The sequence below is a fragment of the Geodermatophilus sp. SYSU D01186 genome, assembly GCF_054050215.1.
Map to the genome: position 1 here is coordinate 82792 of NZ_JBJGYW010000010.1, position 22657 is coordinate 105448.

20 protein-coding genes are annotated in these 22657 nt (G+C 74.3%); 9 read left to right on the forward strand and 11 right to left on the reverse strand.

What is annotated here, in order from left to right; genetic code table 11:
* From ACI784_RS09860 to ACI784_RS09870, 3 genes are all read right to left on the reverse strand, one after another.
* Complete coding sequence (locus ACI784_RS09860) at positions 1-3375, reverse strand: pyruvate carboxylase (protein WP_457013330.1); 3375 nt, start codon at positions 3373-3375, stop codon at positions 1-3.
* A gap of 111 nt (positions 3376-3486) precedes the next feature.
* Entirely contained in the window at positions 3487-4515 is a 1029-nt protein-coding gene (gene dmpG / locus ACI784_RS09865) for a 4-hydroxy-2-oxovalerate aldolase (protein WP_457013331.1), read from the reverse strand.
* Positions 4512-4889, reverse strand: a complete 378-nt coding sequence (locus ACI784_RS09870) for a hypothetical protein (RefSeq protein ID WP_457013332.1) — start codon at positions 4887-4889, stop codon at positions 4512-4514. The genes dmpG and ACI784_RS09870 overlap by 4 nt, the downstream gene beginning before the upstream one ends.
* Positions 4890-5134: 245 nt before the next feature.
* Between ACI784_RS09870 and ACI784_RS09875 the strand changes: the two genes are divergently transcribed.
* Both ACI784_RS09875 and ACI784_RS09880 read left to right on the forward strand, forming a co-directional pair.
* A complete protein-coding gene (locus tag ACI784_RS09875) occupies positions 5135-6391 on the forward strand; it encodes a multidrug effflux MFS transporter (protein ID WP_457013333.1) in 1257 nt (418 codons plus the stop codon).
* 37 nt (positions 6392-6428) lie between these two features.
* Positions 6429-7385, forward strand: coding sequence for an alpha/beta hydrolase (locus ACI784_RS09880; RefSeq protein ID WP_457013334.1), 957 nt, complete (start codon positions 6429-6431; stop codon positions 7383-7385).
* Positions 7386-7455: 70 nt separating this feature from the next.
* On the opposite strand, the gene ACI784_RS09885 is transcribed toward ACI784_RS09880, so the two are convergent.
* Genes ACI784_RS09885 through ACI784_RS09895 form a run of 3 tightly spaced genes read right to left on the reverse strand, consistent with a single transcriptional unit; the run spans position 7456 to position 10306 of the window.
* The gene (locus ACI784_RS09885) at positions 7456-8481 is read right to left on the reverse strand and encodes an NAD(P)-dependent alcohol dehydrogenase (RefSeq protein ID WP_456923603.1); all 1026 of its coding nucleotides are present in this window, start codon (positions 8479-8481) and stop codon (positions 7456-7458) included.
* Positions 8478-9251 carry an iron-sulfur cluster assembly protein gene (locus ACI784_RS09890; protein ID WP_456923604.1) on the reverse strand — a complete coding sequence of 258 codons (774 nt, stop codon included), beginning with the start codon at positions 9249-9251 and terminating at the stop codon, positions 8478-8480. Before ACI784_RS09890 ends, ACI784_RS09885 begins: the two co-directional genes overlap by 4 nt.
* Positions 9248-10306 (reverse strand): amidohydrolase family protein, encoded by a 1059-nt coding sequence (locus tag ACI784_RS09895; protein ID WP_456923605.1) that lies wholly within the window; start codon positions 10304-10306, stop codon positions 9248-9250. Before ACI784_RS09895 ends, ACI784_RS09890 begins: the two co-directional genes overlap by 4 nt.
* Before the next feature lie 187 nt (positions 10307-10493).
* Between ACI784_RS09895 and ACI784_RS09900 the strand changes: the two genes are divergently transcribed.
* From ACI784_RS09900 to ACI784_RS09915, 4 genes are all read left to right on the forward strand, one after another.
* Positions 10494-11957, forward strand: a complete 1464-nt coding sequence (locus tag ACI784_RS09900; protein ID WP_457013335.1) for an AAA-type ATPase lid domain-containing protein — start codon at positions 10494-10496, stop codon at positions 11955-11957.
* 109 nt (positions 11958-12066) lie between these two features.
* Positions 12067-12483 (forward strand): heme-binding protein, encoded by a 417-nt coding sequence (locus ACI784_RS09905; RefSeq protein ID WP_456923607.1) that lies wholly within the window; start codon positions 12067-12069, stop codon positions 12481-12483.
* Between the two features lie 102 nt (positions 12484-12585).
* Positions 12586-13230: a TetR/AcrR family transcriptional regulator gene (locus tag ACI784_RS09910; RefSeq protein WP_457013336.1), complete on the forward strand. Its 645-nt coding sequence runs from the start codon at positions 12586-12588 to the stop codon at positions 13228-13230.
* Positions 13227-14897 (forward strand): MDR family MFS transporter, encoded by a 1671-nt coding sequence (locus tag ACI784_RS09915; protein WP_457013337.1) that lies wholly within the window; start codon positions 13227-13229, stop codon positions 14895-14897. Before ACI784_RS09910 ends, ACI784_RS09915 begins: the two co-directional genes overlap by 4 nt.
* Positions 14898-15026: 129 nt before the next feature.
* On the opposite strand, the gene ACI784_RS09920 is transcribed toward ACI784_RS09915, so the two are convergent.
* The 3 genes from ACI784_RS09920 to ACI784_RS09930 all read right to left on the reverse strand — a co-directional run bounded on the left by ACI784_RS09920 (position 15027) and on the right by ACI784_RS09930 (position 17818).
* Positions 15027-15383, reverse strand: coding sequence for a thioredoxin family protein (locus tag ACI784_RS09920; protein WP_456923610.1), 357 nt, complete (start codon positions 15381-15383; stop codon positions 15027-15029).
* Between the two features lie 41 nt (positions 15384-15424).
* A complete protein-coding gene (locus tag ACI784_RS09925; protein ID WP_457013338.1) occupies positions 15425-16351 on the reverse strand; it encodes an oxygenase MpaB family protein in 927 nt (308 codons plus the stop codon).
* 297 nt (positions 16352-16648) lie between these two features.
* Positions 16649-17818, reverse strand: coding sequence for an LLM class flavin-dependent oxidoreductase (locus ACI784_RS09930; RefSeq protein WP_457013339.1), 1170 nt, complete (start codon positions 17816-17818; stop codon positions 16649-16651).
* A gap of 229 nt (positions 17819-18047) precedes the next feature.
* Between ACI784_RS09930 and ACI784_RS09935 the strand changes: the two genes are divergently transcribed.
* The 3 genes from ACI784_RS09935 to ACI784_RS09945 all read left to right on the forward strand — a co-directional run bounded on the left by ACI784_RS09935 (position 18048) and on the right by ACI784_RS09945 (position 19986).
* The gene (locus ACI784_RS09935) at positions 18048-18440 is read left to right on the forward strand and encodes a serine hydrolase (RefSeq protein ID WP_457013340.1); all 393 of its coding nucleotides are present in this window, start codon (positions 18048-18050) and stop codon (positions 18438-18440) included.
* On the forward strand, positions 18392-19249 hold the full coding sequence (locus ACI784_RS09940; RefSeq protein WP_457013341.1) for a serine hydrolase domain-containing protein: 858 nt from the start codon (positions 18392-18394) through the stop codon (positions 19247-19249). The genes ACI784_RS09935 and ACI784_RS09940 overlap by 49 nt, the downstream gene beginning before the upstream one ends.
* Before the next feature lie 86 nt (positions 19250-19335).
* Positions 19336-19986, forward strand: a complete 651-nt coding sequence (locus tag ACI784_RS09945) for a TetR/AcrR family transcriptional regulator (RefSeq protein ID WP_457013342.1) — start codon at positions 19336-19338, stop codon at positions 19984-19986.
* Positions 19987-19994: 8 nt separating this feature from the next.
* Here the strand turns inward: ACI784_RS09945 and ACI784_RS09950 are convergent, their stop codons facing one another.
* Complete coding sequence (locus tag ACI784_RS09950; RefSeq protein ID WP_457013343.1) at positions 19995-21482, reverse strand: mannitol dehydrogenase family protein; 1488 nt, start codon at positions 21480-21482, stop codon at positions 19995-19997.
* 17 nt (positions 21483-21499) lie between these two features.
* The gene (locus ACI784_RS09955) at positions 21500-22612 is read right to left on the reverse strand and encodes an ABC transporter ATP-binding protein (RefSeq protein WP_457013344.1); all 1113 of its coding nucleotides are present in this window, start codon (positions 22610-22612) and stop codon (positions 21500-21502) included.
* Between the last annotated feature and the right edge of the window lie 45 nt (positions 22613-22657).

The window sequence follows — 22657 nt, forward strand, 5'->3', positions numbered from 1 at the left end:
TCACCCGAGGACGACGAGCAGGTCACCGCCCTCCACCTGCTGCACGGACCCGATGGCCAGGCGCTGCACCGTGCCGGCCGCGGGTGCGGTGATCGCGGCCTCCATCTTCATCGCCTCGATGGTGGCCACCGGCTGGCCCGCGGCGACGCTGTCGCCCTCGGCGACCTGGAGGGTGACCACGCCGGCGAACGGCGCGGCGACCTGCTTCGGGTCGCTGCGGTCGGCCTTCTCCGCGGCCTTGACCGCGGCCTCCACGGAGCGGTCGCGCACCGACACCGGCCGCAGCTGCCCGTTGAGGGTGCACATCACGGTCCGCATGCCGCGCTCGTCGGGGTCGGAGACGGCCTCCACGCCCATCAGCAGCGTGACACCCGGCTCGAGGTCGACGGCGTGCTCGTCGCCGGGCCGCAGGCCGTAGAGGAACTCCTTGGTGGGCAGCACCGAGACGTCGCCGTAGGCCTCCGAGTGGGCCAGGAACTCCCGCGTCGGGCCCGGGAACAGCAGCCGGTTGAGCGTCGCCCGCGGCTCCTTCGCCAGACCGTCGCGGTCGTCCTCGGACAGCTCGGCCGGCGGCTCGGCGGGACGGCGGCCCTCCAGCGCGCGGCTGCGGAACGGCTCGGGCCAGCCGCCGGGCGGGTCGCCCAGCTCGCCGCGGAGGAAGCCGATCACCGAGTCGGGCAGGTCGTACTTCCCGGGCTCCGTGGCGAAGTCCTCCACCGCGACGCCGGACCCGACCAGCTGCAGCGCGAGGTCGCCGACCACCTTCGAGCTCGGCGTGACCTTGACCAGTCGGCCGAGCAGCCGGTCGGCGGCGGCGTAGGCGTCCTCGACCTCCTCGAACCGCTGCCCCAGCCCGAGCGCGATCGCCTGCTGGCGCAGGTTGGACAGCTGTCCCCCGGGGATCTCGTGGGTGTAGACCCGCCCGGTCGGTGACGGCAGGCCGGACTCGAACGGCGCGTAGATGCGGCGCACCGCCTCCCAGTACGGCTCCAGGTCGTTGACCGCCCGCAGGTCCAGGCCGGTGGCCCGCTCGGTGGCGTCGGTGCCGGCCACGATCGCCGACAGCGGCGGCTGACTCGTGGTGCCGGCCATGGACGCGACCGCGCCGTCGACCGCGTCCACGCCGGCCTGCCAGGCCGCCATGAGCGTGGCCAGTTGGCCGCCGGCGGTGTCGTGGGTGTGCAGGTGGACGGGGAGGTCGAACCGCTCCCGCAGCGCGGTCACCAGCGTCGCGGCGGCCGGCGGCCGGAGCAGCCCGGCCATGTCCTTGATCGCGAGCACGTGCGCGCCGGCGTCGACGATCTGCTCGGCCAGCCGCAGGAAGTAGTCCAGCGTGTACAGCGTCTCGCCGGGGTCGGAGAGGTCGCCGGTGTAGCACAGCGCCACCTCGGCCACCGCCGTCCCGGTCTCGCGGACCGCGTCGATGGCCGGGCGCATCTGGGCGACGTCGTTGAGCGCGTCGAAGATGCGGAAGACGTCGATGCCGGTGCGCGCCGCCTCGGCCACGAACGCCGTGGTCACCTGCTCCGGGTAGGGCGTGTAGCCGACGGTGTTGCGGCCGCGCAGCAGCATCTGCAGGCAGATGTTGGGCACCGCCTCCCGCAGCGCGGCCAGCCGCTCCCACGGGTCCTCGTGCAGGAAGCGCAGCGCCACGTCGTAGGTGGCCCCGCCCCACGCCTCCAGGGACAGCAGCTGCGGGGTGGTCCGGGCGACGTGCCCGGCGACGCCGAGCAGGTCCTTGGTGCGCACCCGGGTGGCCAGCAGCGACTGGTGCGCGTCGCGGAAGGTGGTGTCGGTGACCGCCAGCGCGGTCTGTGCGCGCAGGTCCGCGGCGAACGCCTCCGGCCCGAGCTCGGCCAGCCGCTGCCGCGAGCCGTCGGGGGGCGTGGCGCGCAGGTCCACCCGGGGCAGCTTCTCCAGCGGGTCGACCAGGTGCGGGCGCTCCCCGTGGGGCTGGTTGACCGTCACGTCGGCCAGGTAGGTCAGCAGCCGGGTGCCGCGGTCGGCGCTGCTGCGCGCGGTGAGCAGGTCCGGGCGCTGCTCGATGAACGACGTCGTCACCCGCCCGGCGGCGAAGTCGGGGTCGTCGAGCAGGGCGGCCAGGAACGGGATGTTCGTGGCCACCCCGCGGATGCGGAACTCGGCCACCGCGCGCCGGGCCCGGGCGACCGCGGTGGCGAAGTCCCGGCCGCGGCAGGTCAGCTTGACCAGCAGCGAGTCGAAGTGCGCCTCCACCTCCGCGCCCAGCGAGGCGCCGCCGTCCAGCCGGATGCCCGCGCCGCCCGGCGAGCGGTAGGCGGTGATCCGGCCGGTGTCCGGACGGAAGCCGTTGGCGGGGTCCTCGGTGGTGATGCGGCACTGCAGCGCCGCGCCCCGCAGCCGGATGGTGTCCTGCGACAGACCGAGGTCGGCGAGGGTCTCCCCCGAGGCGATCCGCAGCTGGGACTGCACCAGGTCGACGTCGGTGACCTCCTCGGTGACCGTGTGCTCGACCTGGATGCGCGGGTTCATCTCGATGAACACGTGCCGGCCCTGGGCGTCGAGCAGGAACTCGACGGTGCCGGCGTTGACGTAGCCGATGGCGCGGGCGAAGGCGACCGCGTCGGTGCAGATGCGCTCCCGCAGCGCGGGGTCCAGGTTGGGGGCCGGGGCCAGCTCGACCACCTTCTGGTGCCGGCGCTGCACCGAGCAGTCCCGCTCGAAGAGGTGGACGACGTTCCCCTGCCCGTCGGCGAGGATCTGCACCTCGATGTGCCGCGGGTCGACGACCGCCTGCTCGACGAAGACGGTGGCGTCGCCGAAGGCTGCCTCGGCCTCCCGCATCGCCGCCTGCACCGCGCCGGCCAGCTCTGCGGGGTCCTCCACCCGGCGCATGCCGCGCCCGCCGCCGCCGGCGACGGCCTTCACGAACACCGGGAACGGCATGTCCCGCGCGGCGGTCAGCACCGCGTCGACGTCGTCGCTGGGCTCGGTGCTCGCGAGGACCGGCAGGCCGGCCTCCCGGGCGGCGGCGATCGCCCGGGCCTTGTTGCCGGTCAGCTCCAGCACCTCGGCCGACGGGCCGACGAAGGTGATGCCCTCCCGGGCGCAGGCCGCCGACAGGTCCGGGTTCTCCGACAGGAACCCGTAGCCGGGGTATACGGCGTCCGCGCCGGCCCGCCGCGCGGCGCCGACGATCTCGTCCACCGACAGGTAGGCGCGGACCGGGTGGCCCTCCTCACCGATCTGGTAGCTCTCGTCGGCCTTGAGCCGGTGGACGGAGTTGCGGTCCTCCCAGGGGAACACCGCGACCGTGCCCGCACCCAGCTCGTAGGCGGCACGGAACGCCCGGACGGCGATCTCCCCGCGGTTGGCGACCAGGACCTTCGAGAACATGGGGCTCCTCGGGAAGACGACGCGGCTGCGGGCAGGGTAGGGCCGCAAACAGGAGACCGCCCGCGCCCCCCGGTCGACAAGGGGGCGCGGGCAGGTACGGACGACGAGCGGCTACGCGACCTCGGCCGCGCGCTCGGCGAGCAGGTCGAGGGCGATGTCGACGATCATGTCCTCCTGGCCACCCACGAGGCGGCGCCTCCCGACCTCGATCAGGATGCTGCGGACGTCGATGCCGTACTGCGTCGCGGCGGCCTCGGCGTGCCGGAGGAAGCTCGAGTAGACGCCGGCGTAGCCGAGCGTGAGGGTCTCCCGGTCGACCTGGACGGGGCGGTCCTGCAGCGGGCGGACGAGGTCGTCGGCGGCGTCCTGCAGGGCGAACAGGTCGCAGCCGTGCTGCCACTCCTGGAGGTTCGCCACGGCGATGAACGGCTCGATGGGGCAGTTGCCCGCGCCGGCACCGTGCCCGGCCAAGGAGGCGTCCACCCGGGTGACGCCCTCTTCCACGGCGACGACGGAGTTGGCCACCGCCAGCGACAGGTTCTGGTGGGCGTGGATGCCGATCTGCGTGCCCGGGTCGAGCACGTCGCGGTAGGCGCGCACCCGCTCGCGCACGCCGTCCATGGTCAGCCGGCCGCCGGAGTCGGTGACGTAGACGCAGTGTGCGCCGTAGGACTCCATGAGCTCGGCCTGCCGCGCGAGCTCGGCGGCGGGGGCCATGTGGCTGAGCATGAGGAACCCGGACACGTCCATGCCCAGGTCGCGGGCGGTGGCGATGTGCTGGGCGGCGACGTCGGCCTCGGTGCAGTGGGTGGCGATGCGGATGGACCGCACGCCGAGGGAGTAGGCGTGCTCGAGCTCGGCGATGGTGCCGATGCCCGGCAGCAGCAGCGTGGTCAGCACCGCTCGGTCGCAGTGCTCGGCGGCGGCCTCGATCCACTCCCAGTCGCTGTTCGAGCCGGGGCCGTAGTTGAGACTCCCGCCGGCCAGCCCGTCGCCGTGGGCGACCTCGATCGCGTCGACCCCGGCAGCGTCGAGCGCGGCGACGATGCGAGCGACGTCGGCGGGTGAGATCCGGTGCCGGACGGCGTGCATGCCGTCCCGCAGCGTGACGTCCTGGACGTAGAGCTTCCGTGCGGTCATGCGGTCACCTGCGCAGGGGTCCGGGTGGCCAGACGCTCGCCGACCCGCAGGGCCGCCGAGGTCATGATGTCGAGGTTGCCGGCGTAGGCCGGCAGGTAGTGGGCGGCGCCCTCCACCTCGAGGAAGACCGTCACCTTGGTGGTGACCGGACCGGCGCCCTCGGGCAGGAGGGTGTGCACCGGCTCCCCGTCGGGGATCGGGGTGAACTGGACGTCCTGCTTGAGCCGGTAGCCCGGCACGTACTCGGCCACCGTCTCGGCCATCTCCGCCACGGACGCCCGGATGGCGTCGTGGTCGGCGTCGCCGATCAGGCAGAACACCGTGTCACGCATGATCAGCGGCGGCTCGGCGGGGCGGACGCAGGACGAGTGCACCGACCCGACCGGTCACGGCGTTCCTGCGGGTCGCCGGCCGATCGTCTGAGTTCCACTGCTGCACCTCCGGGGCGTGTGGGGGGCGCCAGGACAGCGCCACCGGAGTGATCTGGACAACACCCGCGTGCCGTTCCGTGGACCGGTCCGTGCCTGCCAGGGCGCCCCCGTTCGCCCGATGAGGTCGTGGCGCGCTCGTTCCGCACTCCGGGACGACGTCCTCGCCGGGGCCGTCCGGAGGAGAGACGTTGGCCGGGACGACGACCGCCCGACGACAGGAGCCCGATGGCGCAGCCGCGGACCCCCGCAGCACCTACCTGGTCCTCGGCGCGCTGACCGCCTTCGGGCCGCTGGCGACCGACCTCTACCTGCCGGGCCTGCCGGACATGGCAGGAGCGCTGGACACCACGCCGTCGCTGGCGCAGGCCACCATGGCCACCTGTCTGGTCGGCCTCGCCTTCGGACAGTTGGTCACCGGCCCGCTCAGCGACCGGGTGGGGCGCCGCCACCCGCTGCTGGTCGGGGTGGCGCTCTTCGTGCTGACCTCGGCGCTGTGCGCCCTGGCGTCCTCGATCTGGCTCCTGCTGGCGCTGCGCTTCGTGCAGGGGCTGGCCGGCGGCGCGGGCATCGTCATCGCTCGGGCCGTCGTCCGGGACCTGTTCGAGGGACGGCGGGCCGCGCGCGTGTTCTCGCACCTGGTGCTCGTCTTCGGCCTGGCGCCGGTGATCGCGCCCGTGCTGGGCGCGCAGATCCTGCGGTTCGCCGACTGGCGCGGGTTGTTCCTGGCCCTGGCGGGGATCGGGGCGGTCATCCTGCTCGGCTCACGCGCGGCGCTGCCCGAGACCCTCCCGGAGGAGGGACGGCACACCGCCGGCGTCCGGGCGCAGCTGCGCCAGATGGGCGGCCTGGTCACGGACCGGGCCTTCGCCGGGTACCTGGCGGTCAACGCACTGCAGGGCAGTGTCCTGTTCACCTACATCTCGATGAGCTCGTTCGTGCTGCAGGAGGAGCACGGCCTGGACGCACAGGCCTTCTCCCTGGTGTTCGCGGCCAACGCAGTCGGGCTGGTGCTGGGCGGCCAGGTCAACGGGGCCCTGGTCATGCGCCTGGGCCCGGCGCGGCTGCTCGTCGCGTCGGTGCTGCTGGTCGTCGCCGCGTCGGCTGCGCTGCTCGCCGGCGCGCTCAGCGAGGAACTGGTCGCGGTACTCGTGCCGCTGTTCGTCGTCGTCGCCTGCCTCAGCGGCGTGGGCGCCAACAGCACCGCGCTGGCGCTCACGCCGCACGGGTCCGCGGCCGGGGCCGCCTCGGCCCTGCTCGGCATGGTGGTGTTCGGTGCCGGCGCGGCCCTGCCGCCGCTCGCTTCGCTGACCGGCACCACCGGCGCCGTCATGGCCGCGACGATGCTGGCCGCGAGCGCGCTCATGGCCGTGCTGGTCCTGACCGTCGTCCGCCCGTGGCGCCGCGCGGAGGCCGCGGCGGCAGAGCTGGCCACGAGCACGGCGTAGGACCGGGCACGGGCCACCCTCGGGGCAGGATGGCGGCATGACACGGATGGACCTGCGCGTGCGGCTGCTCGGCCGGCTGGCCGGCCTGGCCTCGGTCGCCTCGATGGACGACGCCCGGCTGCAGCGGGCGCAGCAGCAGCGGATCGGCCACAACCCGCTGACGGACCTGCTGTTCGGCGCGGTCGCCGGTGGCGTGACGCTCGCGGACGGCACCGCGAAAGGCGAGGTGGCGTCCGTGCCGATCCGGGTCTACCGGCCCGCCCGTGCCGCCGACCGACGACTGCCGCTCGTCGTCAACTTCCACGGCGGAGGCTGGACGATCGGGTCGCTCGACACCGCGGACTGGCTGTGCAGCCACGTGTCGATGACCACCGGCGCCGTGGTGGTCTCGGTGGACTACCGGCTGGCGCCCGGGCACCGCTGGCCCGCGGCGGCCGAGGACTGCTACGGCGCCCTCGTCGACGTGGTGGACCGGGCGGCGGACCTCGGCGCCGACCCCGGCCGCGTCGCGGTCATGGGTGACAGCGCGGGGGGCAACCTGGCCGCCGTGGTCAGCCTGATGGCCCGTGACCGCTCCGGTCCGCGGATCGCCCACCAGGGGCTGGTCTACCCGGCGGTCGACCTCACCATGAGCAGCCCCTCGATCGAGGAGAACGCGCACGCGCCGATCCTCACGAAGGCCGACTGCCTGTCGTTCCGCGACCACTACCTCGGCGGCCAGGACCCGACCCACCCCTACGCCTCACCGCTGTTCGCCGACGACCTCGCCGGGCTGCCGCCGGCACTGGTCCAGGTGGCCGAGCACGACCCGATCCGCGACGACGGCCTGCGCTACGCCGCCGCGCTGCGCCGGGCCGGCGTCCCGGTCCGCCTGACCGGGTACGTGGCGATGCCGCACGGCTACCTGAGCTTCCCGCGGATCTGCCGCGCCGCGCCGCAGGCGCTGTCCGAGCTCTGCGCGGAACAGTCCGCCGCCCTGGCCCGGCGCGACTGAGGCCGCCGTGGCCGTGCTCGCCCGGGCCTGGAGCGGGCCGGGCGAGCCGGCGAGCCGTGGCGGCCATTCGTCAGGGGACGAGGATCGCGCGCCCCCGGACCTTCCCGGCGTCGAGGTCGCGCAGCGCGTCCACGGCCCGGTCGAGCGGGTACTGCTGGGTGTGCAGGGTGACCTTCCCGGCCTGCGCGAGCACCATCAGCTCGGCCAGGTCGGTGTACGTGCCGACGATGTTGCCGACGATGTTCTTCTCGCCGGCGACGAAGTCCAGCGTCGGGATGCGCAGCTCGCCGCCGTAGCCGATGACGTAGTACGAGCCGGCCGGGCCGGTCATGTGCCAGCCGTCCATCTCCGCGCCCTGCTCGGCGACGAAGTCGAGGACGACGTTCGCGCCCCCGCCGGTCAGGTCCTGGACCGCCTGCACCTGGTCGCCGTCGGCGAGCACGGTCTCGTCCGCGCCGATCTGCCGGGCGAGCTCCAGGGCGTCGGGGTTGCGGTCGACGACGATGATCCGGGTGCCCGACAGCGCGGCCAGGCACTGGACGCCGATGTGGCCGAGGCCGCCCGCGCCCTGCACGACCGTCGTCGTGCCCGGGTGCAGCAGCGGCAGGGCCTTGCGCACCGCGTGGTAGGCGGTGATGCCGGCGTCGGCGAGTGCGGCGACGTCGGCCGGGTTGGTGGACGGGTCGAGCTTCACGCAGGCCCGGGCGGTGGTGCGCAGGTACTCGGCCATGCCGCCGTCGTCGTTCGACAGCCCGGGGAAGAAGGCGTTCGCACACTGCATGTCGTGGCCGGCGCGACAGGCCGCGCACAGGCCGCAGCTGGGCTGGGGGTGCAGGATCACGGTGTCACCGACGGCGACGTTGGTGACACCCTCCCCCACCGCGTGCACCCACCCGGCGTTCTCGTGCCCGATCACGTAGGGCAGCTCCGGGTTCTGCAGCTCGGCCCACTGCCCCTCGAGGATGTGCAGGTCGGTCCGGCACACCCCGGCGCCGCCGATCTTGACGATGACGTCGAGCGGACCCTGGATCTGCGGTTCGGGGATGTCGTCGATCCTCGGGTCGGAGTGGTACTCGTGCACACGGACGGCCTTCACGGGTGCGTTCCCTTCGAGACGGTGAGCGGGATCAGGGGACGGTCCTCGGGGCGGGGCACCTGGTCGGCCTCCGCCCCCGGGTAGCGGGTGGCGAGCAGCCCGCGGCAGAAGTGCGCGTTGCCGTCGACGGAGATCCGCACCGACCGGGCCCGGCGCAGGACCAGCGGGGCCTGCTCGGGGCTCGGGCGGCTCCCGTCGTCGCCGACCAGCACCGGCGCGCCGGGGTCGGTGGACAGCCCCAGCGCCGCCCGCCGCCGCAGCAGCGCCACGGTGGTGGGGGCACCGGCCGGCAGGTCGGCGAGGGTCAGGCCGGCGACGTCGGCCTCGGTCAGCGACCGGTCGGCGCGCAGCAGCGCGGTCAGCGCCCGCTCCATCGCCGCGGTGTGCGCCTTGCGGGTGAAGGTGGCCCGCAGCTCGTCGAGGGACTCCTCCGCCTCGTGGGCGAAGGTGGCCCGGTAGTCCGTGCCCGCGGCGAGCCCGCGGTTGATCAGGTCGGAGTCGGAGTGGTCGTCGAGGGCCACCACGACCCGCCCGACCCCCCGGACGGCGGCCACCGCCTCGCGGGCGTCGGAGGCCATCAGCCAGGCGAAGTTGGGCGCGCAGAACGACGTCGGCAGGCGCAGGTGCACCTCGACGGTCGCGCCGTCCACGGCCACCGAGCGGACGAAGCCGAGGTCGGTGATCGGCTCGTCCAGCTCGGGGTCGACGACGGCGTCCAGCGCGGCGCGGACGGCGGCCTCGGTGACCTCCCCGGTGAGGACCTGGGTCACCGGCTGCTCCCCCCGGCCATCGCCAGGTCGGCGGCCCCCGGCTCGCGCGGGCCGGTCTCGGTCTCGGCGGCCTCGGGCAGCCGGCACTCCTCCGGAACGGGGAGGTCGTAGAGCCGCGCGGCGTTGAGGCCGAGCACCTTCTTCTTCACGGTGGTGGAGAGCGGCGCGTACTCGGTCATGTCCTCCGGGATCTGGAAGTCCACGAACCGCTCGACCAGCCACTTCGGCGTCCAGAGGGCGTAGTCGCTGGAGAAGAGGATGCGGTCCTCGCCGATCCAGTAGACGAGCTCGCCGATGATCTGCGCGAAGTAGCGCGGCCGGGTGTGGATGAACGGCATCGCCACGGCCAGGCCCGCGTGCACGTTGGGCTCCTGGGTGGCGATCCAGCAGAAGTCCTCCAGCCGGGGCAGCCCGCAGTGCTCGACGACGAAGGTCAGGTCGGTGAAGTCGCTGGCCACGTGGTCGACGTCGGCGACGTCGAAGGCGTCCCGGTCCAGCGGGCGGATGGTCGGGCCCTTGTGGATGTGGATGTTCGTGATGCCCAGCTCGCGGCAGACCTCGAAGTACCGGTAGGCCATGGGGTCGGTGAGCTTCCAGCCGCGGGACTCGCCGTGCCAGTCGGCGGTGTAGAGCTTCACGCCCTTGAGGCCGAACCGCTCGGCGTCGGCGCGCAGCCGGTCCAGGCCGTTCTCCCCGTCGCGGGGGTCCCAGTAGTGGTTGTAGGTCAGCTTGTCCGGGTGGGCCTGGGCCAGCGCGAACGCCTCGTCGGTCTGGCCGAAGCCCCGGTGGTAGAACTCCGCCAGCCGGGCCGGCTGGAAGATCGCGTGGTCGACGATCCCGTCGACGAACACGTCGCGCATCAGCCGCTCGCCGCCCTGGTACAGGTACTCCTCGTACCCCCAGACCTCCGACTCCGGGCTGAGGTTGCGGTGGTAGTCGTAGAAGCAGTCGATGAACTGCTTGCCGTGGACGTTGCGCTGGTTCTCCGGGCGGGCGTCCCACAGCGCGATGTGGGCGTCCACCACGTAGTACTTCTCGCCGTCCTTGGTGTACATGTGCGGCCTCCGTCGGCTCTCCTGTGACGCCTGTCACGCTCGTGGAGCAGACGCTAGGCAGGGCCGGACGGCGGCAGAAGCCGCTCGTTGTCTCACTTTGGAACGCCCCCTGGACGGCGTCCTGCGGGGTTACATTCGTGTGGCGCGGGCCACAGCCACCCGGCCCGCCCCGCCCAGGAGGTGTCCCGTGGACGTGCCCCGGGCCACCCCCGACCCCCTCACCGACCCCGCGCTGGCCGCCCGGCCGGCGCCGCCCCGGCTGCGGGCCTCGTGGCGCCGCAGCCAGGACTACGGCGTCACCCCCGACGAGGTCGTCCCCGTCTTCACCGGCTCCCTGGACACCGGGTCGCTGCTGTACGAGTGCGCGCACCGGGTGCTCACCGACCTGCAGGCGGCGATCCCGAACGAGCCGGTCAGCCTCATGGTCGCCGACGCCGAGGGCCTGGTGCTGGCCCGGCTGTGCCGCGACGCCGGCATCCTCCGCTCCCTCGACCGGGTCCACCTGGCGCCGGGCTTCTCCTACGCCGAGCGCAACGCCGGCACCAACGGGCTGGGCCTGTCCCTCGCCGACCGCGCACCGTCGCTGGTCCGGGCCGCCGACCACTGGTGCGCCGAGCTGCGCGGGTTCACCTGCGCCGCGGTGCCCGTCGTCGACCCGGTGAGCGGCGACCTCGCGGGCAGCATCAACCTCACCACCTGGTCGGACTCGTCCTCGGAGCTGCTGCTCGGCCTGGCCCAGGCCGCGGCCAGCGCCACGAGCGCGCTGATGCTGGTCCGCGCCGGCGGTCGCACGGTCCGACCGGCCCCGCGGGGCGAGGTCTTCCACGTCGTCGGCGGGCACCTCGCGGCGGAGGCGGGCGACCCGTGCGTGTCGGCCGGGTGGCGCGCCGCGGTGGCCGGCGCCGCCGCGGCGGCGGACCGGGTGACCGCGGTCGTCGGGGAACCGGGCAGCGGCAAGGCGACGCTGGCCGCCGCGGCCCGCCGCCGGGTCGCCCCCCGCCAGCGGGTGCTGCACGCGCGGGCGCCCGAGGGCGGGGACGTCGCGCCCTGGCTGGAGCTGTGGACACCGGAGCTGCGCGACCCCGACACCCTCGTCATCGTCTCCGGCCTGGCGCACCTGCCCGCCTGGGCCGCCGACGAGCTGGCGCAGACCCTCGCCGCGGTGCGCCGCAGCGGCCGGCCCCAGCCGTTCGTGCTCACCGCACCCGACTTCACCGCGGTGCCCGGCCGCCTGGCCACCCTCGTCGACACCGTCGTCGAGGCGCCCGCGCTGCGGCACCGCACCGACGACGTGCTGCCGCTGGCCGCCTGGTTCGCCCGGCAGGAGCGGCACCGCCCGGTCGCCTTCACCCCCCGCGCCGCGCGCGCCCTGACCACCTGCGCCTGGCCGGGCAACGTGCGCCAGCTGCGGCGCGCGGTCCGCGACGCGGCGGCCCGCGCCGACCTCGTCGACGTCCACCACCTGCCGCCGGAGGTGCTCGACGGCGGCGGCCGCCCGCTCAGCCGGCTGGAGCGCCTCGAGCGCGACGAGATCGTCCGCTGCCTCACCGAACCGGGGACGACGATCACCCGCGCCGCCGAGGAGCTGGGCATCGGCCGGGCCACGCTGTACCGGAAGATGGCCCAGTACCGGATCACCCTCCCCCGCTGACCCGCCCTCCCACTCGCCTGACCCGGCTTCGCCCGTTCCGCTCCCCGTTGGCACGGTGTGCCGGGGGTCGCGAGCTCCCGCGGCCCGACGACGACCGGGAGGAACGGGCATGAGCCACGGCATCGGGAACGAGCAGGCACGCGCGGCGGTGGACGCCGCCCTCGCCCACGCGGAGGGGCTGGGCGTGCGGGTGAGCGTCGCGGTGGTCGACGGTGCCGGGATGGAGGTCGTCGTCTCCCGCGCGGACGGCGCCCCCGGGTTCACCGCGGGCATCGCGCGCACCAAGGCGGCCACGGCCACGGCGTTCCGCCGTCCCTCCGGGGAGCTCCGCGACGTGGAGGAACGCCGCCCGGAGGTGCTGGTCGTGGCCGGTGCCCAGCTCGGCTTCCGCCCCACGACCCTCGGTGGCGGCCTCCCGGTGCTCCGGGACGGCGAGGTCGTCGGCGGTGTCGGCGTGAGCGGCGCGACCCCGGAGGAGGACACCGCCTGCGCCGAGGCCGCGCTCGAGGTGCTCGCCCGGGCCTGACGGCGTCCGGCCCGCCGCCGGGTGCGGCGGGCCGGCCCCCGGGTGCGACCCGCCCGGGCGCTCCGCCACACGTCCTGGGAAATGAGTGCACACCGTGCAACGATGCACGGCGTGCAAGAAAGCGGGCTCCGGGAGCGCAAGAAGTCCGACACCCGGCGGCGGCTCACCGAGGCGGCCCAGGAACTCGTCCTGGCCGCCGGGCTCGACGGCGTCACGGTCGAGCAGATCTGCAGCCGCGCGGGGGTCTCCCTGCGCACCTTCTTCAACTACTTCGAGTCGAAGGAACTCGCCGTCATCGGCGAGGAGCCCCCCGTCGGCACCCCGGAGACCCGGGCGGCCTTCCTCGCCGGCGGCCCCACCGGCGACCTCCTGGCCGACCTGCTCGGCCTGCTCGACCCGACCCCGCTGTTCACCGAGGTCGGCCGCACCGGCCTGCAGACGGCGATGGCGCTGGCCGAGCGCGAGCCCCGCCTGCTCGCCGTCCACCTGGCCCGGGCCGCTTCGCACGAGCAGGAGATCGCCGGCCTGCTCGCACAGCGCCTCGGCCTGCCCGGCCCCGACACCGGCTGCACCGCGCTCGCCGCCACCGCCCAGGCGCTGGTGCGGTCGGCCTGCCGCGCCTGGTTCGAGGCCGACGACGGCACACCCCTCTCCCCCTACCTCGAGGCGACGCGGACCGCGTTCCTCGCCACCCTCAGCCCGGCGCCGACGACCTCGGCGCCACGACCCGTCCAGGGAGCACGTTGACCACCGCCACCACCGATCCGGCGCCGATCGTCCTGACCCGACGCCGGATCAACCTCATCTTCTCCGCGCTCATCGCGGGCATGCTCGTGTCGAGCCTGGACCAGACGATCATCTCGACGGCGATGCCGACGATCGTCGGCGACCTCGGCGGCGTCTCCCACATGGCCTGGGTGACCACGGCCTACCTGCTGGCCAGCACGATCGTCATGCCGATCTACGGCAAGTTCGGCGACCTGTGGGGCCGGCGCACCCTGTTCCTGGTCGCGATCGGCCTGTTCACCGTCGCCAGCGTCGGCGCCGCCCTGTCGCCGGACTTCACCTGGTTCGTCATCTGGCGCGGCGTCCAGGGCCTCGGCGGCGGCGGCATGATGATCCTGTCGCAGGCGATCATCGCCGACGTCGTGCCCGCCCGGGAGCGCGGCAAGTACATGGGCCCGCTGGGCGCCGTCTTCGGGCTCTCCGCCGTCGCCGGCCCGCTGGTGGGCGGCTACTTCACCGACCACGCGAGCCTGGGCTGGCAGTGGTGCTTCTGGATCAACGTGCCGGTCGGCGTCGCCGCCCTGCTCATCGGCTGGTTCGCCCTCACCCTGCCGCGCCGGCGCAACACCGAGCCGGTGGACTATGCCGGCGTCGTGACCCTGTCGGCGACCACCACGTCGCTGATCTTCTTCACCGACTTCGGCGGCGACCGCGGCTGGACCGACGGCGCCACGCTGGCCCTCATGGCCGCGTTCGTCGTCTCGGCGCTGGCCTTCGTCCTGGTGGAGCAGCGGGCGGCGCAGCCGATCATCCCGCTGAGCCTGTTCCGCAACCGCACCTTCGTCGTCACCACCGCGCTCGGCGCCGCCGTGGGCCTGGGCATGTTCTCGGCGATCGCGTTCATGCCGACGTTCCTGCAGATGGCCTCGGGGACCTCGGCGGCCAACTCCGGCCTGCTGCTGCTGCCGATGATGGGCGGCCTGTTCATCACCGTCATCGGCTCGGGCATCGCGACCACGAAGACCGGGCGGTACAAGGCCTTCCCGATCATCGGGGTGCTCGTCGTGGCCGCCGCGATGGCCTGGATGACCACGCTGTCGGGGGAGACGTCGCTGGTGACGATCTGCACGATGCTGTTCGTCATCGGCCTGGGCCTCGGGCTGATCATGCAGATCGTCGTGCTGGTGGCGCAGAACGCCGTCCCGCCGGCGGACCTCGGCGCGGCCACCGCCACCAACAACTACTTCCGCGAGGTCGGCGCCACCCTCGGCGTGGCGATCTTCGGGACGATCTTCACCAGCCGGCTCACCGAGAACCTCACCGGCGCGCTGCAGGCCAACGGCGAGCAGGCGGTCGCGGCGGGCATCACCTCGCCGGAGAGCCTGGTGCCGGCCGCGGTGCAGGCGGCCGGGGACCCGCTGCGCACGGCCATCGTCGACTCCTACGCCGACGCCCTGGCCCCGGTGTTCGGGTACCTGCTGCCGGCCTTCGCCATCGCGCTGGTGCTGGCGCTGCTGCTCAAGGAGATCCCGCTGTCCGACGTCGCCGGGATGGTCGCCCGCGGCGAGGCGGTGGAGGACCCCGAGCTGGCCCGACGGCACGTACCCGCGGACCGGCCGGAGGAGCCGGCGGACGCCGACGGCCAGCGTGCCGCCGACGACGAGCCGGCACCGGCACCACTGCACTGATCCCCCGCCCGCAGCGGCCGGGTCCCGACACCGGGGCCCGGCCGCGGTGCCGTCAGGGAACGGTGACGACGACCTCCCGGACCGCCTCGCCGTCGAGCAGCCGGGCGCGGGCGCGCTGACGCCGGGCGGTCACCGGTGCGGGAACTGCTCCCGCACCGCGGCCATGTCCAGCTCCCGGATCGTGGCGATGAGCAGCTCCACCGAGTCGGCCGGCAGCGCGCCGGGCTCGGCGAAGACCGGGACCCCGTCGCGGAACACCATCAGCGTCGGCACCGCCCGGACCCCGACGGCCGCCGCCAGGCCGCGCTCGGCCTCCGCGTCGACGGTGGCGAAGAGGAGGTCCGGATGGCGCTCGGCGGCCGCCTCGAACACCGGCGCGAACCCGCGGCTCGGGCCGTACCAGGACGCCCGGAAGTCGACGAGGACGATGCCGCCGGCCCCCACCGTCTCGGCGAAGTCGCCGGCCGAGAGACTGACCGTGGCCATACCGCCCTCCCGCTCCTCCGGCACCCGCGCCCGATGGTCCCTCACGGCCGCCGGCCGGTCCACGTCGGCTCGGGGCCGAGCCGCAGCCGCCGGCGCGCTGCCTCCTCCGAGGGGCTGCGCGGCCCCAGCACCACCTGCAGCGCCCGCAGCTGCGCCCGCGTCACCGGCAGCCGGACGACGCCGCGGCCCCGGCCGGGCACCCCGGCCGCCGCGGCGACCACCGGCGACACGAGCAGCCCGGCGGCCCCGGCGAGGCCCTGGTAGAACACCTGCTCCCCTGCGCCGAGGCCGGGCGGGGCGGTGAGGAAGGAGCGCAGCTCGCCCGGCACCGGCTCGAGCACCGGCCGGTAGGAGGCCAGCGCCTCGGCCAGCTCGGCCGCGGTCGCCGGCAGGTCGTCGGCGCCGAGGGCACGGGCGCTGCGGGCCCACTCGGCCACGTAGGTGTCCGGCCAGCGGCGCCCGAAGCGCGCCGGCGCCGGGCGGCCGACGGCCTGCTGCGCGGCGAGGAAGGCGTCGGTGAACGCGAGGTGCACCCAGCGCAGCAGGTCCGGGTCGCCGGCGGAGTAGGGCCGGCCCGCGGCGTCGGTGCCGCGGACGACGGTGTGCATGCGGCGCACCCGGGCGGCCTCCCGCTCGGCGAGCTCCGCCGACCCGAACGTCGTCACCACCAGCCAGCGTGCCGTGCCGGCCAGCCGCGCCCAGGGGTCGGCCAGGTAGGCGGAGTGCCGTTGCACGCCGGCCAGCGCGAGCGGGTGGGCGGCCTGGCCGAGGAGCGCGGCGATCCCGCCGACGAGGGTGGACAGGTCGCCGTGCACCCACCACACGACGCCGTCCGGCTCGAACCATCCCGGCCCGCTGCCCACGGTGCCGATGTCGCGGACCCAGTCGGGCACCCCGGCCGGGTCGCCGGACACGCGGGCGCGGAACCGGGACCGCACGGCCTCGGGCAGGGCGGTCACGGCGGGCACGCCTCCACGGTCCCAGCCCGGCCGCGCGACGGCACGGTGCGCGAGAGCCCAGCAGCCGGCGGCGGGTGAGCAGGGTGCCGACGTCGGAGCCGAGCCCCTGGTCGACGACCTCCTCGCGGGGTCGGGGCAGGAGGCGGCCCTGGTACCGCGTCGCCGGGTCGTCCTGCTGGTGGTGCGCCATCTGTCCCCCGTCGTCCGGCCGGTTCCCGGAGGGAGGGTCGTCCGCCCGGCCGGGGGCCGGCTGGGGGCGCCTGGGAGACGGCTGGACGCGCACCCCGGGCCGGCCCCGGCCGGCGGTCAGACGGCGGCGGCCTCCAGCTCGTAGCCGATCGGCTCCATCGTCGGGAACTCGTGCACGGCCGGCAGCACCTCGCGGGCGAAGAGGGCGGTGCTCCTCTCGGCGACGTCCTGGGGCATGTTGCCGAAGCGCATGACCAGCATGAACTCCTCGGGGTGGAACTCCTCGGCGATCGCCCGCAGCTTGGCGATGCACTGCTCGGGCGTGCCCCAGACGTGGTTGTCGAGGTAGGTCTGCGCCATGCCGGCGGTGGCGACCTCCTTCGACGGCACGGCGTTCGCCATCTGCGCGTAGTGCTCGTAGCCCTTCGTCGTGGCGAAGTGGTTGCTGAACAGCTCGTAGTTCCGGACGGCGCTGTCAGCGTACTGCGGCACGAACTGGCGGGCACCCGCCTCCGCCTCGGCCTCGGTCTCGGCGCAGAAGACGTTCATGTGGATCCGCGGCCGCACCGGCGGCAGCCCGCACTCTGCGCGGGCGCGGCTGAACTCGGTGAGGTCGGCGTGGTAGTCCGCCCACGGCTTCTGCGGGATGATCAGCGGCTTCAGGCCGAAGCGGGCCCCGATGGGCGCCGAGGCCGGCGACCCCCACGAGAAGTGCATCGCGTCCAGCAGCTGCTGCGGGTCGCGCGGGCGGGGCCGCATCGACACGTCCTCGAACCGGTAGTGCTCCCCGGCGAACCTGAACCGCTCCTCGGTGAGCGCCTTCTGGATGACCTGGATGCTCTCGGCGAAGCGCTCCTTGGACTCGTTCATGTCGAAGCCCAGCTGCCGGAACTCGCGCCGGCCGGCGCCGCGGCCGACCCCGATGAACGGCGTCCGCCCGCGCAGGACGTACTGGAGCATCGTCATGTCCTCGGCGACGCGCAGCGGGTGGTGCCAGGGCAGCACGACGATCATCGTGCCGACGTCGATCCGGCTGGTGGCGCCGGCGAAGTAGGTCAGCAGCTGGATCGGGTTGGTGATCATCGTGTACGGGCTGACGTGGTGCTCGACGGTCCACAGCGAGTCGAAGCCGAGGTCCTCGATCTTGAGCGCCGACTCGATCTCCTCGTCGTAGCGTCGAGCGTCCTCCGCGGGGTCCAGCGGGGGCACCGGCTCCCCGGCCTCGACCGCCTCGAAGCGGTCCCAGTCCTGGTAGCCCTGGATGAAGAGCGTGATCCCACAGCGCATGTCCGTGCCTCCTGGCGATCGGGACAGAGGGGGTGACCACTGCCCGGCCCGGCAGTGAGGTGGGTCACAGTGACAGCGCCCCCGGTCCGCCGTCAACTGACTGGACTGCGGTCCAGCGACTCGTTGACCCGACCGTCGGAGCCGCCCTACTGTGGCGCGGCTCACACCCGTGGGAAGGGGTCGGCCGGGCCTGCCGGCGGACGTCGTCAGCGCAGACCGAGGAGAGGTCATGGCCGCAGAGGTGTCGGTCGAGGGGCACGTCGCTCCCGGGTTCGATGGCGTGCGGGAGGCCTTCGAGGACAACTTCCGGGTCCGCGGGGACGTCGGCGCCTCGGTGGCGGTCTACGTCGACGGCAGCCCCGTCGTGGACCTGTGGGGCGGGGTCGCCGACCCGGTCACCGGCCGCGCGTGGGGCCCGGACACCACCACGACGGTCTACTCCGCGACCAAGGGGGCGACGGCGATCCTGGTGCACGCCCTCGCCGAGGCCGGCGTGCTCGACCTCGACGCCCCGGTGGCGCCACCTACTGGCCGGAGTTCGCCGCGGGCGGCAAGGCCGGCGTCCCGGTGCGCATGCTGCTCACCCACCAGGCGGGCCTGCCGGTGCCCACCGCGCCGCTGACCCGGGAGGAGCTGTTCGCCGGCCGCCCGGCCGCCGCCGCGCTCGCCGCGCAGGAGCCGCTGTGGGAGCCGGGCACCGCGCACGGCTACCACGCCCTCACCTTCGGGTGGCTGCTCGGCGAGCTGGTCGCCCGGGTCACCGGCCGGTCCCTCGGCGAGGAGTTCGCCGAGCGGATCGCCGCGCCGCTCGAGCTGGACCTCTGGATCGGCGTCCCCGAGGGCACCGACGTCGACCACGCACCCCTGATCGACGGCGTCCCCGACCCCGGGGCGCTCGACGCCATCGAGGACCCCCAGGTCAAGGCCGCGGTCCTGCAGATCGTGGGGGCGATGACGGACCCCACGTCGCTGTTCGCCCGGGTGCTGTCGACCAACGGCGCGCTGCCCACCCCGCACGCCGAGACGTGGAACGACCCGCGTGCCCTGCGCATGCAGCAGCCGGCCGCCAACGGCGTGACCAACGCCCGCTCGCTGGCCCGCATGTACGCGGCGACCGTCGCACCGGTGGACGGCGTCCGCCTGCTGTCCGAGGCCACCGTCGAGGCCGCCCGCGCCGAGCAGGTCTTCGGCGCCGACCGGGTCCTGATGAGCCCGAGCCGGTTCGGCACCGGCTTCATGCTCGACCACGCCGGGCTGCCGCTGCTGGGTCCCGCCTCCTTCGGCCACCAGGGGGCCGGCGGGGCCCTGGGCTTCGCCGACGTCGAGCACCGGGTGGGCTTCGGCTACGCGCAGAACCAGCTGGGCGCCTCCCTGGTCGGCGAGCCGCGGACCGCCGCCCTCATCGACGCCGTCCGGGCCAGCCTGGGGTGAGCCCCGCCGGCGGGCCCCGGGGAGCCGCCGCGCCCGGGGCCCGGACGGCGGAGCGGACGGCGTCGTTCCGTCCCTACACTCAGCCGGTGTCCGAGGAGGCCCCCGCAGCGCAGGTGAGGGCGCGCCCGAGCATCCGCGAGGCGCAGAAGGCCTCGACCTTCGAGGTGCTCCTGCAGGCGGCCGAGGAGCTGTTCGTGGAGCGGGGCTACGCCGCCACCACGATCGAGCAGATCGCCTCGCGGGCCGGCGCCAGCCGCGCGACCTTCTACCTGCACTTCGACGGCAAGTGGCAGGCCGCCGCGGCGCTCGCCGAGCGCCGGCTGATGCCCGAGACCATCGAGTACTACCAGCGCCTCGACGCCCTCGGCGTCCCCACCCGCGAGCAGCTGCGGGCCTGGCTCGACGACGCCCTGGGCTTCTACGAGCGGCACCGCGACGACGTCGTCGTCAACCGCCAGGCCGTCGGGCTCGAGCCGGAGCTCGCCGCGCTCACCCCGCAGTTCCTGGGCCGGTGCGCGGACGCGATGTCCGGCTACCTGGCGCGGTGGGGCGAGGACCACCGCGAGGAGGCGCGGCTGCGGCTGAGCCTGCTGATCATCCAGCTGACCGACTTCGTCACCGACTGGGTGATCGGGTACTGGCAGACCGACCGGCAGGTGGTGCTCGACGTCCTGCTGGACCTGTGGATCGCGGGCCTGGGCCTGCACCGGGAGCCGGGCACCACCCCCGGCGGCTGACCGGAGGGTCAGGTGCCGGCCAGCTCGGCCACCAGAGCGTCGAGGGTGGCCCGGGCCCCCCGCTCGTGCAGCGAGGTCAGCGCCGCGAGGTAGGCCGAGGCGAACCGCTCGTCGTCGACCAGGTCCCCGAACAGCTCGCGGTCGGCGACGAAGGCCAGCGGGTCCTGCCGCTGGCGGCGGGCGGAGGCGGCGAGGGTGTCCCGCCGGCGGTCGGCGATCTCGATCGGCTGCCCGTCCTCGTCCACGCCCTCGGAGTACCGCGCCCAGCCGGCGACGATCGCGGCCGACCGGCGCACCTCCCCGCCGGCGGCGAGGTTGTCGCGCACCACGGGCAGCAGCCACTTCGGCAGCCGCTCGGAGCCGTCGAAGGCCAGCCGCGCCAGCGTGTCCCGGATGTGCGGGTTGGAGAAGCGCTCGATCAGGCTGTGCCGGTACTCGTCGAGGTCGATCCCGGGGACCGGCAGGAGGGTCGGCGTCGCCTCCTCCTCCATGTAGCCGAGCAGGAACCGCCGGAACAGCGGGTCCTGCGCCGCGTCGTGCACCAGCCGGTAGCCGGCGAGACGCCCGAGGTAGGCCAGCCCCTGGTGGCCGGCGTTGAGCAGCCGCAGCTTCATCCGCTCGTACGGGTCGACGTCCTCGACGACCTGCACCCCGGCGTCCTCCAGGGGCGGGCGGCCGAGGCCGAAGCGGTCCTCGACGACCCACTGGGTGAACGGCTCACAGACCACCGGCCAGCCGTCCTCGACGCCGAAGCGCCGGGCGACCTCGGCGCGGTCGTCGTCGGTGGTCGCGGGGGTGATCCGGTCGACCATCGAGTTGGGGAACGGCACCTCGCGGTCGACCCACGTGCCGAGGTCCGGGTCCCGCAGCGCGGCGTAGGCGGCGAAGCTGCGGCGGGCGACGTCGCCGTTGTGCTGGATGTTGTCGCAGGAGACCACGGTGAACGGGGGCAGCCCACGGTCGCGCCGGCGGACCAGCGCCTCCACCACCAGGCCGAAGGACGTCGCCGGAGCCGCCCCGGGCCGCAGGTCGTGCACGACGCCGGGGTCGGAAGCGTCGAACTCCCCCGTCACCGGGTCGACGTTGTAGCCGCCCTCGGTGACGGTCAGGGAGACGATCCGCGTGGTCTCGGCGGCCATCTTCTCGACCACCGCGTCGGGGTCGTCGGGGGCCAGCAGGTACTCGACGATCGACCCCACCACCCGGGCCTCGAGGCTGCCGTCGGGGTGCTTGACGACCAGCGTGTACAGCCCGTCCTGGGCCGCCATCACCTCGGCCATGCGACGGTCCGACGGCAGCACGCCGACGCCGCAGATGGCCCACTCCTCCGCCTCGCCGCGCTCCAGCAGGCGGTCGAGGTACATCGCCTGGTGGGACCGGTGGAACGCGCCGACGCCCAGGTGCACGATGCCGGCCCGCAGCCGGGACCGGTCGTAGGTCGGCACCGACACCGTGCCCGCGAGCGACGGCAGCGACGAGGCGTCGAGCGGCGCCATGACGGTCTCCTCGGGGGTCAGGTGGGCAGCCGCCGTCCGGTCGACGGCGAGAACACGTGCTCCTTGCCCGGCTGGATGCGCAGGTGCACCTGCTCACCCTTCGCCGGCGGCCGGGCCGGGTCGACCCGCGCGACGATGCTGTCGCCCAGCGGGCCCGAGTCCTCGCGCAGCTCCGGCAGCGTCCCGTGCAGGAACGCGTCGGAGCCGAGTTCCTCGACCACCCCGACGTCCACGGGGAAGGCGCCGGCGTCCTGCGCCGAGACGAGGTCGAGGGCCTCGGGCCGGAAGCCGACGACGACGCGGTCGGCCCCCTCCGCGGACAGCGCGCTCAGGGCCGCGGTGCTCAGCGGCAGGCGCGCCCGCCCGAGCACCGCGTGGCCGTCCTCGATGCGGAACTCGGCGATGTTCATGCCCGGGGAGCCGATGAACCCGGCGACGAAGACGTTGGCCGGCTCCTGGTAGAGCCGCAGGGGCGTGTCGCACTGCTCCAGGACGCCCGCCCGGAGCACCGCCACGCGGTCGCCCATCGTCATCGCCTCGACCTGGTCGTGGGTGACGTAGACCGTCGTCGTCCCCAGGCGGCGCTGCAGCGCGGCGATCTGGGTGCGGGTCTGCACCCGCAGCTTGGCGTCGAGGTTGGACAGCGGCTCGTCCATGCAGAACACCTGCGGCTGGCGGACGATGGCCCGGCCCATGGCGACGCGCTGGCGCTGGCCACCGGAGAGCGCCTTGGGCTTGCGGTCCAGGAACTGCTCCAGGTCGAGGATCCTGGCCGCCTCCCGGACCCGGGTCGCGATCTCCTCCCGGCTCCTGCCTGCGATCTTCAGGGCGAAGCCCATGTTGTCGCCCACCGTCATGTGCGGGTACAGGGCGTAGCTCTGGAACACCATCGCGATGTCCCGGTCCTTGGACTTCAGGTTCGTGACGTCCCGGTCCCCGATGCGGATGCTCCCGCGGTCGACGTCCTCCAGGCCGGCGAGCATCCGGAGGCTCGTGGACTTGCCGCAGCCGGAGGGCCCGACCAGGACGAGGAACTCGCCGTCGGCGATCTGCAGGTCGAGGGAGTCGACCGCGGGCTTGTCCGAGCCCGGGTAGATCCGGCTCGCCTTGTCGTAGGTGACGGAGGCCATCGGGTTCTCCTCGCTCGAGTCAGGTCTGGGGGTGGACGACGGCCA